Origin of the sequence: Paenibacillus sp. FSL K6-1122 (assembly GCF_037977015.1) — a bacterium.
GTDB classification, from domain to species: domain Bacteria; phylum Bacillota; class Bacilli; order Paenibacillales; family Paenibacillaceae; genus Paenibacillus; species Paenibacillus amylolyticus.
Genome location: NZ_CP150272.1, coordinates 54,342 through 70,710 on the forward strand (window position 1 = coordinate 54,342; position 16,369 = coordinate 70,710).

Here is a 16,369-nt window from a genome sequence, read left to right on the forward strand (position 1 = left end):
GACAAAAAGCTAAAAAAAGTCGCGGACCAAGGCAGGATTTCAGATGCCAAGCCAGAATACATGTGTAGTAACCTTACGCGAAACCAGTGGCAATCGATGTATTGTCAGGAATCGCAGATACTTTTTTTTCAATTTGGGAGGCTTTTAAAAATGAACAAAACAGATCTGATTAACAACATTTCAACCAAAAGTGGTTTGACTAAAAAAGACGTTGAGTCCGTATTGAACGGCTTTTTGGGAGAAATTACAGATGCACTTGCCAGCGGAGACAAAGTACAATTGATCGGCTTTGGCACTTTTGAGACCCGCAAACGTTCCGGTCGTACCGGACGTAACCCACAAACAGGGAATGAAATCGTGATTCCTGAGTCCACTGTTCCTGCATTCAAAGCAGGCAACAAACTTAAAGAAGCCGTAAAATAATGCGTCTTGATAAATTCCTGAAGGTCTCCCGGCTAATCAAACGCCGCACTGTGGCCAAGGACGTCTCTGAACAGGGACGTGTTCTGGTGAACGGACGTGAAGCTAAGCCCAGCGCCGCTGTCAAAGTGGGCGATGAGCTGACGGTTCAGTTCGGTCAGAAACTGGTCACTGTGAGGGTGGAACGAATTGCCGAGAGTACCAAGAAGGATGAGGCGAGTAGCCTCTACACCTTGGTGAAGGAAGAGCCGATCGCCAAGGATAACGGAATGAACTGGTAACAGTACATCTGGTATTAAATATTCATTCAATGCAAGTTGAATCGAAACGTCCTCCTGTAACAGGGAAGGGCGTTTTTGTTTTTACTGGATGCCGGGTTATTTGTTCAACAACGCTGGTTCTATTCCAACCTCCACATCCATAAGCTAGGTGTAAGAAGGAGGGGTACATGCCATGGTTGAGCACGGTAAGGCCAAACAGCATCATCTGAGCATGCAGAATCGGAAACTGCTGGATCTGACGGGTGTCTCCAACGTGGAGAGCTTCGACAGTGAGGAATTTTTGCTGCAGACTGAACTTGGGCATCTGACCATCCGGGGGCACAATTTACATATCAAAAACCTGAGCCTGGAGGAAGGTCTGTTATCCATTGAAGGCACAGTCAGTTCGCTCCAATATCTGGACCCCGGTTCCCAGTCCAAAAATGGTAAAGGCCTGTTTGGCAAGATGTTCCGATGAGTCCGGATACTCAATGGATCACACTGATGTGGATGCTCACCTCGGGGGTCGTGATGGGAATGGCCTACGACAGTTACCGGGTACTGTCCGGACAGCTGCGGTTTCCGAGATGGAGTATACACACGCTCGATCTGTTGTACTGGGTTGCTTCCGCGCTGTTCGTTTTTCGGATGCTATACGCCGGAAACCACGGACAGTTGCGGTTTTATGTCTTTTTGGGGCTGATTATAGGGGTTTGCTTCTATTTTTGGCTTTTAAGTGTTACAACCCAGCGTTTTGTGGTAATGTTAATTAAACTCGCAAGAACGCTGATTCATTGGTGTGGACATATCCTTAACATCCTGATCGTTATGCCGGCTAAAGGAATTTATAAGTTAATTCGCGTATTATTCGGTTTTGTAATTGCGATACTATTATTCCTGGGCAGGCTGGTGCTGCAGTGTTTGGTACCTTTCGGCAAGTTGTTCCGCTGGATGTTTAGGCCGCTCCTGAAACATTGGGTAACGCCACGCTTCATGATCCGTGTGGGTACAAGAATTGCAGCGATGTGGAAACGCTGGTTTTAAGGAGGTCCGTAATGGGTAAAACACCTGTGGGCAGATCAAAGGCTCCAACTAACCAAGGAAAATCTGCCGGTGCAAAAAGGCGCCTCATGCTTTGGATGACGTTTATGATTGTATTTGTAATATGGGCAGGATATACATTCCTTGTGCAGAATGCACAAATTTCGGACAAGAGTTCTCATCTGGCCACTCAGCAAGCTTCAAAGGAAGATACGTTGAAGAAGCTGGAACAGTTGAAGTACGAAGTCAGCCGGTTGAATGACCCTGAATACATAGGACAGCTGGCACGGAAAAAAGGATATTATCTTCCTGAGGAAACGCCGATCCAGGTTGAAGAGTCAGGGAACTGATGGAATTCGGTCTATTACCGAGCTAGGTTTGTTATCCGTGTGTCTGAAGCCGTTAAACCGGAAAAAATAGGCTCTCTGATGGGGTAGTGTTCAGTTGACCTTGGTTTATGGCATAAGGTATAATTACATTAGCGCAGCATTGATTTTGGCATTCAAAAAATCGGGTTGTATATTTTTAAGGGAGGATCATTTTATTCTATGGCAATTGAAGTGGGCACCAAGTTAGAGGGCAAGGTGACAGGAATCACGCATTTTGGAGCATTTGTGGATCTGTCAGGAGGTGTCACGGGTCTCGTTCACATCTCGGAAATCGCCGACAATTATGTCAAAGATGTCAACGACCACCTGAAGCTGAATGACCTCGTTACAGTGAAGGTTATCAACGTTGACAAGGATGGCAAGATCGGACTTTCCATTAAGCAAGCTGTTGACAAACCGGTTGAGCAACAAACCCAATCTAGACCCCCGAGAGCTCCTAGACCGGAACGCAGTGGAGGAGATCGCGAACGATTCAGCGGCGGAGGCCCAAGTGGTGGCCAAGGTCGTGGTGGTGGCGGCGGTGGATTTAACCGTGGTGACCGCGGAGGCCGTTCTTTCAAGCCCGCAGCAGGCAAACCTTCATTTGAGGATAAAATGTCACGCTTCCTGAAAGATAGTGAAGAGCGGATCTCTTCGCTTAAGAAGAACACAGAAGGCAAACGCGGAGGCCGTGGAGCCAAGCGTGTGTAATCTGTCACAACCTGATCTAAACATATAAGTAAAACCGTTAGCCCATGGGCTAACGGTTTTTTTGCGTTTCTTTCACAGATAAGTAGTTGAATAGCTTTTTTTGTAAGGTGAAGCTCCATATCCCCAGTTTTTCTGCACGGCAAAATGAAACCATAAGAACATTTGTCGTCTACCATTTTTTACCGACAGGTTTCCGTGGCATTCCACAGTTATCCTGCTCAAATGGTGGCGAGACCAAACCATCTTCGGTTCAAAATCAGACATTCCGATTGTCGGAATCAAGTAGGAGAATGAATGAAACCACAATAAGGCCGGGGGTTTCGCTCCACCGCGCCAGGCTTGTTTCTTTTGTCGTAAACTTTTTGGACCCTGCCCACCTATTCTGACAAACTACGTCTTCTAATCTATCTATAATCAGAACCATCGAGAACGAAACACGAAAATTCAAATTAATCGAATGGGGTGCCTTGAGGATGATGGAAAAGTGGAATGTCATTCAATTTCCGGGAATGAAAGCAGGTAAAGGAGGTACGGAAGCTCGGGAGGAGCTGTCGGTACGTCTGAAACAATGGCTTGGCTCCCGCAAGGCTGTCCAGATGGTTGCTTCCCGCAAATGGGTACTGCTGCTTACGTTTATGGGGTTCCTGCTCGGAAAGGCAATGATCCTGAATGAGTTATCTCCCTTTGCCATTGCTTACTTCGCCGTAATTGCTTTCATGCGTAGGGATTACATCATTCCGGTAGGCGCTGCACTTCTCGCAGGCAGTCTCTTTGCACCGTTTCCGGTACCACTCATTGTTGCATCGGAGATCGCCATCTTTTATCTGCTCTTCCGCGGTCTGGAGTCATATGATCGTGCTGAATTATCTTATGCACCAACAATGGTGTTTACGACTACATTTATGGTCAAGTTATTCGCGGTTGTGATTGGACCATCCTTCAGCTGGTACGCGATGCTGATGCTCACGATGGATTCCGTACTAAGTTTCGTGCTCACCCTTGTTTTTATACAAGCCATACCGATCTTCACCTACCGCAAAAAAAAGTTCAGCCTAAAGAACGAGGAGATCCTCTGCCTGATCATATTGCTCGCTTCCGTTATGACGGGAGCCGTAGGGTGGACCATTCAGTCCTTATCCGTCGAGCATATGCTCTCCCGTTATCTCATATTAATCTTTGCTCTAGTGGGCGGAGCCCCCCTAGGAGCCTCAGTTGGGGTCATTACCGGCTTGATTCTGAGTCTGGCTGACATGTCAGCGGTGTATCAGATGAGCCTGCTTGCTTTTGCCGGGATGCTGGCGGGTATGCTTCGAGAAGGCAAACGTGCGGCGGTTGCACTGGGCATGCTACTGGGTTCGTCCATTCTATCCATATATCTGGGCGGACCGGGCGATGTGATGAACTCATTATGGGAGACGTGTGCAGCTATCGTACTATTCATGTTAACACCTAAAAGCCTGATGACGGCGATATCCAAATATGTACCGGGTACGCAGGATCATACCAAATCGCAGCATGAGTATGCCAAACGGATACGGGATATCACGGCAGAACGGGTAACCCGGTTCTCACAGGTATTCCGTCAATTGTCACGTAGCTTTGATCAGATGTCCGGTGCAGGGGAGCAGGTACAGAAAGAAGGTGGAATGGACCATTTCATGAATGCGGTTGCCGAGGGCACATGTGCAAGCTGTTTCAAGCGTACACAATGCTGGGATGCGAAGTTTATTCAAACCTACAAATATATGACGGACGTGATGAGTACGATTGAAGGAAACCCTGAGATCTCAGGCAAGCAGATTCCAGTCGACTGGAACAGGGTGTGTGCGAAACCGGAAGAGGTCCTTGAAGTCATGCGTGCCCAGTATGGACTGCATCAACATAACATGCAATGGAAGCGTCAAATTATCGATAGCCGGCAGCTGGTTGCAGAGCAATTGTCTGGTGTATCTCAGGTCATGGAGGACCTGGCCAAAGAAATTCAGCGGGAAAGTGATGAGATGGTACAGCAGGAGGAGCAGATTCGGGACGCACTGGAGTCACTGGGCTTATCCATTCACTCCATTGAGATCATCAATCTGGAAGCGGGCAATGTAGAGATTGAGATTGTACATGCATATACACGTGGATTCGATGAGTGCCGGAAAATGATTGCTCCGCTGATCTCGGATGTACTGGACGAGCATATTGCCGTCTTGCATGAGACCATGACCGATCCTCGTCAGGGACTGGCAACCGTCACGTTTGGTTCGGCCAAAACGTTCGAGGTAACCACGGGTGTTGCTGCCGCCGCAAAAGGGGGAGATGTGATGTCAGGCGACAGCTTCAGTACGGTTGAGTTAGGCAACGGTACATTCGCGGTGGCGCTCAGTGATGGAATGGGCAATGGAGAACGGGCACGCATGGAGAGCAGCGCGGCGCTGAACATACTGGAACAGTTGCTACAGTCCGGCATGGACGAGAAACTGGCGATCAAATCCGTGAACTCCGTTCTGATGCTGCGCTCCCCTGAAGAGATGTATGCAACAGTGGATATGGCGCTGATCGATGAATATACGGCAGAGACCACGTTTATGAAAATCGGATCGACGCCAAGTTTTATCAAACGAGGACAGGAGGTTATTCAGGTTTCAGCCAGCAATTTGCCAATCGGTATTATTAAAGATATTGAAGTGGATCTGGTGACGGTACAGCTTCAGCCGGGGGATATCCTCATTATGATGACGGATGGCATCTATGATGCACCGGGGTATGCGGTGAACAAAGAGTTATGGATGAAACGGCTCATTCAAGAGATTGATACAGATGATCCACAAGATTTGGCCGATTGCCTGCTTGAAAGTGTCATAAGATATCAGCAGCATGAGATTTTGGATGATATGACCGTCGTTGTTGGAAAAGTAGAGCATTTCCGCCCTGAATGGGCCACACTGCGTGTGCCTGGCATCAACCGGATGGAGCGTCCACGGACCGTCAGTTAATTGCATATTCTTCTGTTTGAAGTCTCTTCATTCTGGCAATGCTAGTCATAGAGTTGGAGAGTAACGAATAACGGAGGGATATCGGATGAAGCAAATCTTATTGATCACCGACGGTTGTTCCAATGTAGGACCAAGTCCGGTGCTGGCAGCGGCCGAAGCGCTGGAAGAGGGGATTACGGTTAATGTGGTTGGCGTGATTGATTATGGAACCATTGGTGAGTTGGGTAGCCGGGAGATTGAGGATATTGCCAGAGCTGGAGGTGGAATCAGCCAAATTGTAGGTACACGTCAGCTTGCCCATACGATGCAGATGATGACAAGAAAAACGGTGGTTCAGACCATTCAGCAGGCGGTTAATAGAGAGTTAACACAAATTTTGGGAGAGAAGGAGCCCAAAACGGTAACCGATCTGGAGCCTGCACAACGCGCCAGGGTCGTGGAAGTGATGGATGATATGGCTGAAACTATAGCCTTACAGGTTATATTGTTAATCGACGTTAGTGCCAGCATGAAGCCCAAACTGGCTGCGGTAGAAGAAGGCATTCGCGATTTAATGTTAAGTTTGCAGGCGCGTATAGGTCAAAGCAAGCTTTCCGTATTTCATTTTCCGGGACGACACAGTGGAGAAGATGCGGTAATGGATATTGACTGGACAACGGATCCAGGCCGTGTTCGGTCCTTGTTTGGAAGGTTGCAGATGAAGGGTGCAACGCCGACAGGTCCTGCAATTCAGAAGGTGATTGATTTTTACCGTTATGGTACACTGGAGAAACAGCAGGAAATAGAAGGGAACTATCGCATTGAAAGAGAAGGGATGCTCGGTGACAACGTTGTCTGACGCCTCTTTCCCGCCAGGAACAGTGGTTACAGGGAAATGGAATCGCAGTCGTTACACGATTCGGAAGCTACTGGGCAAAGGAGCTAATGGCATCGTTTTTCTTGTCCAACGGGGTGAAAATGGCAAACACTACGCGTTAAAAATGGGATTTGATCCGGTTGATCTGCAATCGGAAGTCAATGTGCTCAAATCTTTTCAACTACAGCGTAATCATGAGGCCCTTCGGCAGAGCGGCATTCCTTCCTATCTTAAAGATGTGGATGATTATGCCGTTCGTGGCCGGGATATTCCCTTTTATGTGATGCGTTACGTTAGAGGTGAGGCACTTCATCACTTTATTCGGCGTCAGGGGACAGACTGGACACTTCTGGTGGGACTTAGACTCTTGCAGAAGCTGGCACAATTGCATCAGGCGGGATGGGTGTTTGGTGATCTCAAACCTCAGAATGTGTTGGTATCCGACTATGGGCAGGTGGAATTGATCGACTACGGCGGAGTTACGTCGATTGGACGAAGCGTCAAACAGTTCACCGAATGGTATGATCGGGGCTTCTGGAATGCAGGTAGCCGTACGGCAGATGGTACCTATGATGTATTTGCATTTGCATTATTATTGATTCATGTACTTGAAGCAGACGCGCTCAAGGCACTGGCGGCCGAAGGATTACCGCAACTGCGAAGTGTGAATCAGCTCGTAGCGCTGGTGGAGCGCAGTGAACGACTGGGTCCTTTTCGCAATTGGACAACTCAGGCATTACGAGGTCAGTTTCGTGATGCAGGTCATGCGGCACAAGGGTGGAAGGAAATGATGGCACGCCCCACGCCTCTCCGCCGTCGTTCCAAAAGTACAACACCGCGCTGGCTTATGAACGCATTTGCTGTATCTGTGATATTACTTATTGGAGTGCTCATCTATGCACTACTTTTCTGATCTGTGAGAGTGCATATACATAACGCAAGGAATGAGGAACAGGTATGGAGGCTTTACGCTGGAACATGCTAGTAAAGAACGTGCTGGATGCAGCGGAAGAGCATCAGTTATGGGTTCCCGGGGATCGGATTGTCGTCGCAGTATCGGGCGGGCCGGACTCGGTGGCTTTTTTGCATATCATGCACGAGATCAGCAAGCGGCATGTGCCACTTGAATTGATCTGTGCCCACGTGCATCATGGCTTCCGGAGTGAATCTGATGATGAAGCGGAGAAAATGATGGAACTGGCACAACAGCTTGGTATTACATTTGAATGGACCAAGGCCGATGTACCTTCATATATGGAGCTTACGGGTCAAGGACCACAGGAAGCAGCCCGCAACAAGCGATATGCCTTTTTGCACGAAGTGGCTTCCAAATATAATGCGGCAAGCATCGCTTTGGCACATCATGCCGATGATCAGGCGGAGACGGTCATGCTTCATTTGCTTCGTGGAACCGGCTTGTCGGGACTCTCAGGAATGAAGTTTAAAAGACGAGAAAAAAATGTGGAACTTATTCGTCCATGCCTTCGTATAAACAAGACAGACCTTGTAGAAGCTTGTATTACCCAGGGTTTTATGTATTTCAATGATGAGAGCAACGCCCTGCGTAAATATCGGCGTAATGCCATTCGCTTGGATGTGCTTCCTTTTTTGGGGCAGTATAATGGACAACTCACGCCGTCATTGAATCGGCTTGCCGAAATTGTGGGTGATGAAGACGATTTCATGGAGCAGAGTGCATATGACACATACAGGTGTCTAGTGCAGGTGAACGGCGGAAGGCAAACCTTTGAGGTGCCTTCCTTCTTGAAGTTACATGTCGCTTTACAACGAAGGTTGATTAAACTAATATTGAATTATCTGCCTTTGGACAGTGATTTTGTCGACTTTACCCGTATAGAAACCATTCGGCGCAAGGTCATAGAGACCCATGTGACGACCTGGAGCCTGGATATAGGACAGACACTCGCCTGCACTCGGGAGTATAATCTGATTTCTTTTGGCATACGGACGGACGTACAGGATCAATCTTACGAGTACCGTCTTGCGCAATGGAGTGGAACTTATGAGCTTTCACTCACCCCAATTAACCGGTATATTCGGTTGATGACGGTGAGTCCCGAGGACTATCATGTACCGGAATCGGCGGATCAAGCCGCGTTTGATGCGGATCAACTGCTTATGCCGCTGGTTGTGCGTTCACGGTTACCTGGAGATACCATGAAAGTGATGGGATTAAACGGAAGCAAAAAGGTGAAAAATATTTTCATCGATGAGAAAATCCCCCCATCTGTCCGTCCACGTATTCCTGTGGTATGTGATGGAGCAGGTCATATCATCTGGTTACCGGGTGTTCGACGGTCCAGTGTGGCTCCTGTCAGGGAGGGCACTTCCGCAATCCTGTACATGACTGTAGGCGATTCAGCGATTCAGGGGTAGTGGTTATGGTTCAGGTAAGGCTTTCATAGTATAACTTAGGAGGTTCGCACAGTTGCAGAACGACATTCAGGAAGTATTGATCAGTGAAGAAGAAATTCAGAGTAAAGTCAAGGAATTAGGCGCAACACTAAGTGCCGAATATGCAAATCGCAATCCTTTGGTCATTTGTGTGCTCAAGGGTGCGTTTATATTTATGGCTGATTTGGTTAAAAACATAACGGTACCTGTTGAAATGGATTTTATGGCGGTATCCAGTTACGGCGCTTCCACCAAGTCATCAGGTGTTGTCAAAATCATTAAGGATCTGGATGTATCCGTAGAAGGACGGGAAGTTCTGATTGTCGAAGATATTATCGACAGCGGACTTACACTCAGCTATCTGATTGAACTGCTAGAAAACCGCGGTGCCGAGTCGGTGCGAGTGGTTACGCTGTTCGACAAGCCTTCAGGCCGTAAAGTTGAGTTGGAAGCTCATTACACAGGCTTTGACATTCCTGACGCGTTCATCGTTGGTTACGGTTTGGATTTTGCGGAGAAGTACCGGAACCTGCCCTATATCGGGATTTTGAAGCCGGAAGTCTATAGTAGCTAATATCCTGCCCGACCCAAGCCTTGAGCTGTTCTTGGCTTCTGTTGAGAAGCCATGTCGGGCTATGTTAAAATAATTAAAGTGTCTCGAGAGGAGGTAGGGGATGAATCGGTTCATCCGGAATTCTGGTTTTTATTTGATTCTTTTTTTAGTTGTGGTGGGGATAGTCCAGTTCGTCAGCAATGGCGGCGAAGCCACCGATAATCCTAGATATGATCAGTTGCGTGCAGCGATCAAAGCCAACAATGTCTCTGAATTGACGGTTCAATTCAACGGTCAAACGTATCTCGTGACCGGTCAATACAAGAAGGCACCTGATGGCGCCAAATCAGAAAATTTCTCAACGTATATTCCTCCTACGGATGAGGCAATTAGTGAGCTTGTAGCTGCAAGTGAAACTAACAATTTCCAATATCATCAGGAGCCAATGAAAGGTGACAGCATCTGGTTGACGTTGCTGACTTCCTTTATTCCTTTGATCATTATGTTCCTGCTGTTCTTCTTCCTGTTTAATCAGGCTCAAGGCGGCGGCGGTAAAGTAATGAACTTTGGTAAAAGCCGTGCTCGTCTCTACAACGAAGAGAAGAAGCGGGTTACATTTGAAGATGTTGCGGGTGCTGACGAAGAGAAACAGGAACTTGTTGAGGTTGTAGACTTCCTCAAGGACCCTCGTAAATTCGCAGCAGTAGGTGCGCGGATTCCTAAGGGCGTATTGCTCGTAGGGCCTCCAGGTACCGGTAAAACATTGCTCGCTCGTGCCGTAGCCGGTGAAGCGGGTGTACCATTCTTCACTATTTCAGGTTCCGACTTCGTGGAAATGTTTGTCGGTGTCGGTGCATCACGTGTTCGTGATTTGTTTGAAAATGCGAAGAAAAATGCCCCATGTATCATCTTTATCGATGAGATTGATGCTGTAGGACGTCAGCGTGGTGCTGGTCTCGGTGGTGGTCACGATGAACGTGAACAGACACTCAACCAGTTGCTCGTTGAGATGGACGGATTCGGAGTTAATGAAGGTATTATCATCATTGCCGCAACGAACCGTGCAGATATTTTGGACCCTGCCTTGCTGCGTCCAGGACGTTTTGACCGTCAAATTACGGTTGACCGCCCTGATGTAAGAGGTCGTGAAGCTGTCCTGAAAGTACATTCCCGTAATAAACCACTGACCAAAGATGTGAAGATGGATATTATCGCGAAGCGTACAACAGGTTTCTCTGGTGCGGATTTGGAGAATCTCTTGAACGAAGCGGCATTGCTTGCAGCGCGTCGTAACCGTAAAGATATTTCCATGAAGGAAGTTGACGAAGCGATTGACCGTGTCATCGTTGGTACGGAGAAGAAAAGCCGTGTCATCAGTGATCGCGAGAAACGAATCGTTGCTTATCACGAAGCAGGTCATACCATTGTTGGATACTTCCTCGAACATGCTGATATGGTACATAAAGTGACCATTATTCCGCGCGGACGTGCGGGTGGATATGTAATCATGTTGCCAAAAGAAGACCGTATGCTGGTTACCAAGCAGGAATTGCTGGATAAAGTAACCGGACTTCTCGGGGGTCGTGTAGCTGAAGAATTGTTCATCGGAGAAATTGGTACTGGTGCATACAGTGACTTCCAGCAAGCGACAGGTATTGTTCGCAGCATGGTTATGGAATACGGTATGAGTGAGAAATTGGGACCTATGCAATTCGGAAGTTCACAAGGACAGGTATTCCTTGGTCGGGATATCGGTCATGAACAGAATTACTCGGATTCCATTGCTTACGAGATTGATCAGGAAATGCAACGCTTTATCAATGACTGTTATGAGAAGTGTAAGGACTTGCTTGTTAAACATTCAAAAGAGATGCACCTGATCGCTCAAACTTTGCTTGAGGTTGAGACTTTGGAAATGGATCAGATCAAGCAATTGATCGAAACAGGTTCTTTGACTCCAAAAGCAGAGAATGACAATGATGGTGAAGGCACACCAACTGAAGGCGGAGAGCCAATCATCGACACCATCGGTGATGTGCGTGTTCGTATTCAAGGTAAAGATGAAACGCCTGAGCCACCAGCCGGAGATATTCCAAACGAAGCTCCGAATCTGGAAAAGGGTAATAACAATAACCCGGATGATGGCGGAACTAAGCCAACGTCTTAATACACAATACATCTGGCTATGATAGCAGGTGAAATCAAGAGAGCCCTCGAGGCTCTCTTTTTTTATCCATTATTTTAAAAGAGGATAGATAAAGATAAACGGGAGTTAGATGGCGAACCAGTTAGCAAACAGGTGGTTACAGCGCTGTCCCGGGCCTTTTTCATTTATTGACAGAGTCGTGAACGTTGTGTAAATTAGTTGTTAAACCGCTTGTGATTCGTTTCTCAAGCGAAGATAACGACTTAGGTTAGCCCACGAAACAGCGCATGACGCTGTCCCGATAAAGGAGAGGATCACAGGTGGAAGCTCTGGCTTTAGAGCGCAAGGCTGAGATGAACCGCGAGCTGCGTGAGCGGCTTATGGTGTTGAAGAAGGAACGTAATGCCATTATTCTTGCCCATTATTATCAACGTGACGAAGTACAGGAGGTTGCCGACTTCCGTGGAGATTCGTTTCTGTTAGCCCAGAAGGCAGCACAGACAGATGCGGATGTGATCGTTTTCTGTGGTGTTCATTTTATGGGTGAAAGCGCTAAAATTCTTGCGCCAAATAAAACAGTTATTATCCCGGACGAACGTGCGGGCTGCCCAATGGCAGATATGGTGAATGTGGATGGACTACGCAAATTGAAAGCACAACATCCTAATGCCAAGGTGGTTACGTATATCAATTCCTCGGCTGAGATCAAAGCAGAGACTGACATCTGTTGTACATCGGCGAACGCAGTCCGGGTTATTCAATCGGTGGATTCCGACGAAATTATCTGGGTACCGGATAAAAACCTGGGACATTATGTGCAGCAGCATACAGACAAGAAAATGATTATCTGGGAAGGCTACTGCAACACTCACGATATGCTTACAGTCAAAGATGTGGTGGAGATGAGAGCCAAGCATCCCAATGCGGAGTTTGTTGTCCATCCAGAGTGTCGCCCTGAGGTTGTAGAAATGGGTGATTTTGTAGGCAGCACAACAGCTATTCTGGAGTATTGCAAAAATTCATCAGCGAAGGAATTTATCGTAGGTACCGAAGATGGTACAGGATATCAGCTTCGTCTGGATAGTCCGGATAAACAGTTCCACTTTGCTACCAAGTTCCTCGTATGTCCCAACATGAAGGTGAACAACTTGAAGAAACTGGTGAAATGCCTGGAAACGATGAAGCCGCAAATCTACGTGCCACCGGCCGTTGCCGACAAAGCCAGAGAATCACTAGAGCGCATGTTGTTGGTAAAGTAGGATGCGCTACTCTTGCTCCAAGACAGGTGAATAACATGATACCGCAATATTTAGTTGATTTTGATCTGTCTGCGCTACCCATGGTAGAGACGGATGTACTGGTTATAGGCTCAGGGATTGCTGGTTTGTTTACTGCCATTAAGGCAAGTGGACAACAACGTGTATTAATGATCACGAAGAAGTCATTACTTGAAAGTAACACCAGATATGCGCAGGGAGGCATCGCTGCGGTTATTGCTGAGGATGATTCACCTGCTTACCACTTGCAGGATACACTTGTAGCAGGAGCGGGCTTATGCCGCTCCGAAGCGGTAGAGGTATTGGTGAATGAGGGGCCGGACGGAGTGAAGGAACTGATTCGTTTGGGTACTTTATTTGATCTGGAGAACGGCGAGTTGGCGTTGACGCAGGAAGGTGCGCATAGCCACCGCCGTATTTTGCATGCCAACGGAGATGCAACAGGATATGAGATTGTACGTGCGCTTGCTGTTGAAGTGAATGAGCATCCCGGGATTGAAGTTTGGGATGAGCATTTTGTTGTTGACCTGATTACGGATCGAGATCGAGGGGAATGCATTGGCGCTCTGGTTCAGAAGGATGACGGATCGCAAGTGTTCGTGAAGGCACAGGCAACCGTTCTTTGTTCTGGTGGGGCAGGACAACTGTACCGATACACGACGAATCCGGATGTAGCTACTGCCGATGGTGTAGCCATGGCTTATCGGGCTGGGGCTATTGTTCGTGACATGGAATTTATCCAATTCCACCCCACCTCTCTATGTTACCCTGGGGCCCCGCGTTTCCTTGTGTCAGAAGCCGTACGCGGCGAAGGAGCATATTTGCGCAATGTGAAGGGTGAGCGCTTCATGGATCGTTATCATGCCCAGCTTGAACTGGCCCCACGAGATATCGTGGCACGAGCGATTGTTAGTGAGATGGAGTCCACCAACAGTACCTTTGTGTACTTGGACATTACACATGAACAGCCAGAGATGATCAAGCATCGGTTCCCTACCATATATGAGACTTGTATGCGTTATGGATTAGACATGACAACGGACTGGATTCCCGTTGCACCTGCTGCCCATTACATGATGGGTGGAGTGAAAACGGATTTAAGTGGAGAGAGCAGCATCTCCCGATTATTTGCTTGTGGCGAGGTGTCTTCTACAGGAGTGCATGGAGCCAACCGCCTGGCAAGCAATTCTTTATCAGAAGCGATTGTATTTGGGCGGAGAATTGTTGATCGTATTCAATCTCTCCCTCCGCTTGGTTTATTACAAGTAAGAGGGGCTGCGCATTCATCTGTGGACATGAATAACAAGGTCAATAAGATCACGGAAGAGCAAAAGCCGGTATCCGAAAGACGTTTACGATTACAGAAAATGATGGTTCGTCAGGTAGGCCTGCGCCGGAATGGTGAGGACCTGCAGAAGGCCATGGACAAGCTGCAACAGGAATTGCAATTTTTTGATCAGACACTCACTCATAAGGAAGAGCTGGAGTATGCCAACCTTCTGACCTGTGCCTGGTTAGTTACCAGCGGGGCATTACACCGCGAGGAGAGTCGGGGGGCTCACTATCGTGAGGATTTCCCGGCGCGTGATGATATTGTGTGGCAGAAGCATAGTCTGCAACAGCGAGAACAAGCGATTGTGGAGGAATTGATGTCATGATACTGAATGGATATAATGAAGGGCTTATCGAATCGATCAAAAACTGGCTTCGTGAAGATGTTGGTGCAGGTGACGTTACAACAAGTGTGACGATCCCGGCAGGCAACCAATCCAAGGCCATTATACACGCCAAAGACAATGGTATTATTGCAGGCATGATCGTAGCTGAACTTGTATTTCAAGTCGTTGATCCTGATCTTGTATTTACACCGAAGGTAACAGACGGAGACCAGGTCACCCATGGCACGATTTTGGCCGAGGTAGAGGGAAGTACACATTCACTGCTTACGGGGGAACGACTGGCACTTAACTTGCTGCAACGTATGTCCGGAATAGCTACGCGTACGCGTGCCTACGTGGATGTGCTGGATGGTCTTGAGACCAGGCTCGTGGATACACGTAAGACAACGCCGGGCCACCGACTACTTGAGAAATACGCGGTGCGCGTGGGTGGCGGAGCGAATCATCGATTTGGACTGTACGATGCCGTTATGATTAAGGATAACCACATCAAGGGTGCAGGCGGAATCACCGAGGCGGTACAGCGTGCGCGAACCGTTATCCCACATACGATGACGATTGAAGTGGAGACTGAAAATCTGGAGCAGGTGAGAGAAGCCTTGCAAGCCGGGGCAGATATCATTATGCTGGATAACATGCATCCAGAGCGGATGCGTGAAGCGGTTGAACTTATTCGTGAACAGGCTCCTCATGTGAAGGTTGAAGCATCCGGTAACGTGTCTCTTCAGACCATTCGTGGTATTGCAGAGAGTGGTGTGGATGTAATTTCGGTTGGCAGGTTAACCTATTCCTTTGAGAGCCTGGATATTAGTCTGGATTTAAATGAAAAGAAAGAGGGGTGAACCTCTTTGATTCTAGTTGTAGACGTGGGGAACAGCAATATGGTGCTCGGCGTATATCAAGGCCGGGAATTGCTGCACCACTTTCGTCTGAGTACATCACGTCAGTCAACAGTGGATGAATACGGCGTATTGATTTATAATTTATTTCATATGTCCGGCATCAGGGCAAGTGACATCGAAGGTGTCATCATCTCATCTGTGGTTCCGCCACTGGTGAATGTAATTGAAGCGATGTGTGAGAAGTATGTAGGCAAAAAAGCTTTGCTCGTTGGGCCTGGTATCAAAACTGGCTTGAATCTGCGATACGAGAACCCTCGTGAAGTGGGTGCAGATCGTATTGTTAATGCAGTGGCAGCCGTTGAGAAGTATGGCGGCCCTCTCGTCGTGGTCGATTTCGGTACCGCAACGACTTTTGACTGTATTGACGAGAAAGGCCACTATCTGGGGGGAGCTATTGTACCTGGCATTCAGATCGCCACTGAAGCGCTCTATGAGCGGGCATCCAAGTTGCCTCGTATAGAGCTGGAGAAACCTAAAAAGGTTATTGGCCGTAATACTATTCATGCCATGCAAGCAGGTATTATATATGGCTATGCAGGGCAGGTAGATGGTATTGTAGAACGTATTCGCGAGGAGATGGGAGCGAAGCCCCGAGTTATCGCGACGGGTGGTCTCGCTACACTTATCGCAGAAGAAACCCGTAGTATAGAGGAAGTTGATCCGCTGCTTACGCTTGAAGGGCTGCGTATTATATATGAGCGGAACCGGGAAAGGTGAGCATAGTGACGGCATACAGCGGGCTGAGATTACAGCTTAAGTG

General features: G+C 47.9%; 16 protein-coding genes. All 16 read left to right on the top strand.

From position 1 onward, the window contains the following. Window positions 1–150: 150 nt before the first annotated feature. A complete protein-coding gene (locus NSQ20_RS00250; RefSeq protein ID WP_017691362.1) occupies window positions 151–423 on the top strand; it encodes an HU family DNA-binding protein in 273 nt (90 codons plus the stop codon). Further along, complete coding sequence (locus NSQ20_RS00255; protein WP_017691361.1) at window positions 423–701, top strand: RNA-binding S4 domain-containing protein; 279 nt, start codon at window positions 423–425, stop codon at window positions 699–701. The genes NSQ20_RS00250 and NSQ20_RS00255 overlap by 1 nt, the downstream gene beginning before the upstream one ends. Window positions 702–873: 172 nt before the next feature. Then, window positions 874–1,158: a sporulation protein YabP gene (yabP, locus tag NSQ20_RS00260; protein WP_036606119.1), complete on the top strand. Its 285-nt coding sequence runs from the start codon at window positions 874–876 to the stop codon at window positions 1,156–1,158. Beyond that, window positions 1,155–1,724: a spore cortex biosynthesis protein YabQ gene (yabQ, locus tag NSQ20_RS00265; RefSeq protein WP_017691359.1), complete on the top strand. Its 570-nt coding sequence runs from the start codon at window positions 1,155–1,157 to the stop codon at window positions 1,722–1,724. Before yabP ends, yabQ begins: the two co-directional genes overlap by 4 nt. A gap of 11 nt (window positions 1,725–1,735) precedes the next feature. Next, a complete protein-coding gene (locus NSQ20_RS00270) occupies window positions 1,736–2,071 on the top strand; it encodes a septum formation initiator family protein (protein WP_076254642.1) in 336 nt (111 codons plus the stop codon). 198 nt (window positions 2,072–2,269) lie between these two features. Then, window positions 2,270–2,800 carry a S1 domain-containing RNA-binding protein gene (locus tag NSQ20_RS00275; RefSeq protein WP_017691357.1) on the top strand — a complete coding sequence of 177 codons (531 nt, stop codon included), beginning with the start codon at window positions 2,270–2,272 and terminating at the stop codon, window positions 2,798–2,800. 473 nt (window positions 2,801–3,273) lie between these two features. Continuing rightward, complete coding sequence (gene spoIIE, locus NSQ20_RS00280; RefSeq protein WP_179088724.1) at window positions 3,274–5,781, top strand: stage II sporulation protein E; 2,508 nt, start codon at window positions 3,274–3,276, stop codon at window positions 5,779–5,781. Between the two features lie 85 nt (window positions 5,782–5,866). Continuing rightward, window positions 5,867–6,619, top strand: coding sequence for a VWA domain-containing protein (locus NSQ20_RS00285; protein ID WP_036606118.1), 753 nt, complete (start codon window positions 5,867–5,869; stop codon window positions 6,617–6,619). Further along, window positions 6,603–7,550, top strand: coding sequence for a protein kinase (locus NSQ20_RS00290; protein WP_036606117.1), 948 nt, complete (start codon window positions 6,603–6,605; stop codon window positions 7,548–7,550). The genes NSQ20_RS00285 and NSQ20_RS00290 overlap by 17 nt, the downstream gene beginning before the upstream one ends. 65 nt (window positions 7,551–7,615) lie before the next feature. Beyond that, complete coding sequence (gene tilS / locus NSQ20_RS00295; protein WP_340031570.1) at window positions 7,616–9,034, top strand: tRNA lysidine(34) synthetase TilS; 1,419 nt, start codon at window positions 7,616–7,618, stop codon at window positions 9,032–9,034. Between the two features lie 52 nt (window positions 9,035–9,086). Continuing rightward, a complete protein-coding gene (hpt, locus tag NSQ20_RS00300) occupies window positions 9,087–9,626 on the top strand; it encodes a hypoxanthine phosphoribosyltransferase (protein ID WP_017691352.1) in 540 nt (179 codons plus the stop codon). Between the two features lie 100 nt (window positions 9,627–9,726). Then, window positions 9,727–11,772: an ATP-dependent zinc metalloprotease FtsH gene (gene ftsH / locus NSQ20_RS00305; protein WP_036606115.1), complete on the top strand. Its 2,046-nt coding sequence runs from the start codon at window positions 9,727–9,729 to the stop codon at window positions 11,770–11,772. Between the two features lie 299 nt (window positions 11,773–12,071). Then, the gene (gene nadA, locus NSQ20_RS00310) at window positions 12,072–13,010 is read left to right on the top strand and encodes a quinolinate synthase NadA (protein WP_036606114.1); all 939 of its coding nucleotides are present in this window, start codon (window positions 12,072–12,074) and stop codon (window positions 13,008–13,010) included. 35 nt (window positions 13,011–13,045) lie between these two features. Next, window positions 13,046–14,686 carry an L-aspartate oxidase gene (gene nadB, locus NSQ20_RS00315; protein WP_047844510.1) on the top strand — a complete coding sequence of 547 codons (1,641 nt, stop codon included), beginning with the start codon at window positions 13,046–13,048 and terminating at the stop codon, window positions 14,684–14,686. Beyond that, window positions 14,683–15,549, top strand: coding sequence for a carboxylating nicotinate-nucleotide diphosphorylase (gene nadC / locus NSQ20_RS00320; RefSeq protein ID WP_047844509.1), 867 nt, complete (start codon window positions 14,683–14,685; stop codon window positions 15,547–15,549). The genes nadB and nadC overlap by 4 nt, the downstream gene beginning before the upstream one ends. 6 nt (window positions 15,550–15,555) lie before the next feature. Next, window positions 15,556–16,326, top strand: a complete 771-nt coding sequence (locus NSQ20_RS00325) for a type III pantothenate kinase (protein ID WP_036606111.1) — start codon at window positions 15,556–15,558, stop codon at window positions 16,324–16,326. Window positions 16,327–16,369 lie beyond the last annotated feature (43 nt).

Bases quoted from the DNA above. Each gene is read 5' to 3' on its own strand.
- nadB (WP_047844510.1), top strand. From the start codon at position 13,046: ATGATACCGCAATATTTAGTTGATTTTGATCTGTCTGCGCTACCCATG.
- NSQ20_RS00255 (WP_017691361.1), top strand. From the start codon at position 423: ATGCGTCTTGATAAATTCCTGAAGGTCTCCCGGCTAATCAAACGCCGC.
- yabP (WP_036606119.1), top strand. From the start codon at position 874: ATGGTTGAGCACGGTAAGGCCAAACAGCATCATCTGAGCATGCAGAAT.
- nadC (WP_047844509.1), top strand. From the start codon at position 14,683: ATGATACTGAATGGATATAATGAAGGGCTTATCGAATCGATCAAAAAC.
- ftsH (WP_036606115.1), top strand. From the start codon at position 9,727: ATGAATCGGTTCATCCGGAATTCTGGTTTTTATTTGATTCTTTTTTTA.
- spoIIE (WP_179088724.1), top strand. From the start codon at position 3,274: ATGATGGAAAAGTGGAATGTCATTCAATTTCCGGGAATGAAAGCAGGT.
- NSQ20_RS00285 (WP_036606118.1), top strand. From the start codon at position 5,867: ATGAAGCAAATCTTATTGATCACCGACGGTTGTTCCAATGTAGGACCA.
- tilS (WP_340031570.1), top strand. From the start codon at position 7,616: ATGCTAGTAAAGAACGTGCTGGATGCAGCGGAAGAGCATCAGTTATGG.
- NSQ20_RS00250 (WP_017691362.1), top strand. From the start codon at position 151: ATGAACAAAACAGATCTGATTAACAACATTTCAACCAAAAGTGGTTTG.
- NSQ20_RS00275 (WP_017691357.1), top strand. From the start codon at position 2,270: ATGGCAATTGAAGTGGGCACCAAGTTAGAGGGCAAGGTGACAGGAATC.
- yabQ (WP_017691359.1), top strand. From the start codon at position 1,155: ATGAGTCCGGATACTCAATGGATCACACTGATGTGGATGCTCACCTCG.
- NSQ20_RS00270 (WP_076254642.1), top strand. From the start codon at position 1,736: ATGGGTAAAACACCTGTGGGCAGATCAAAGGCTCCAACTAACCAAGGA.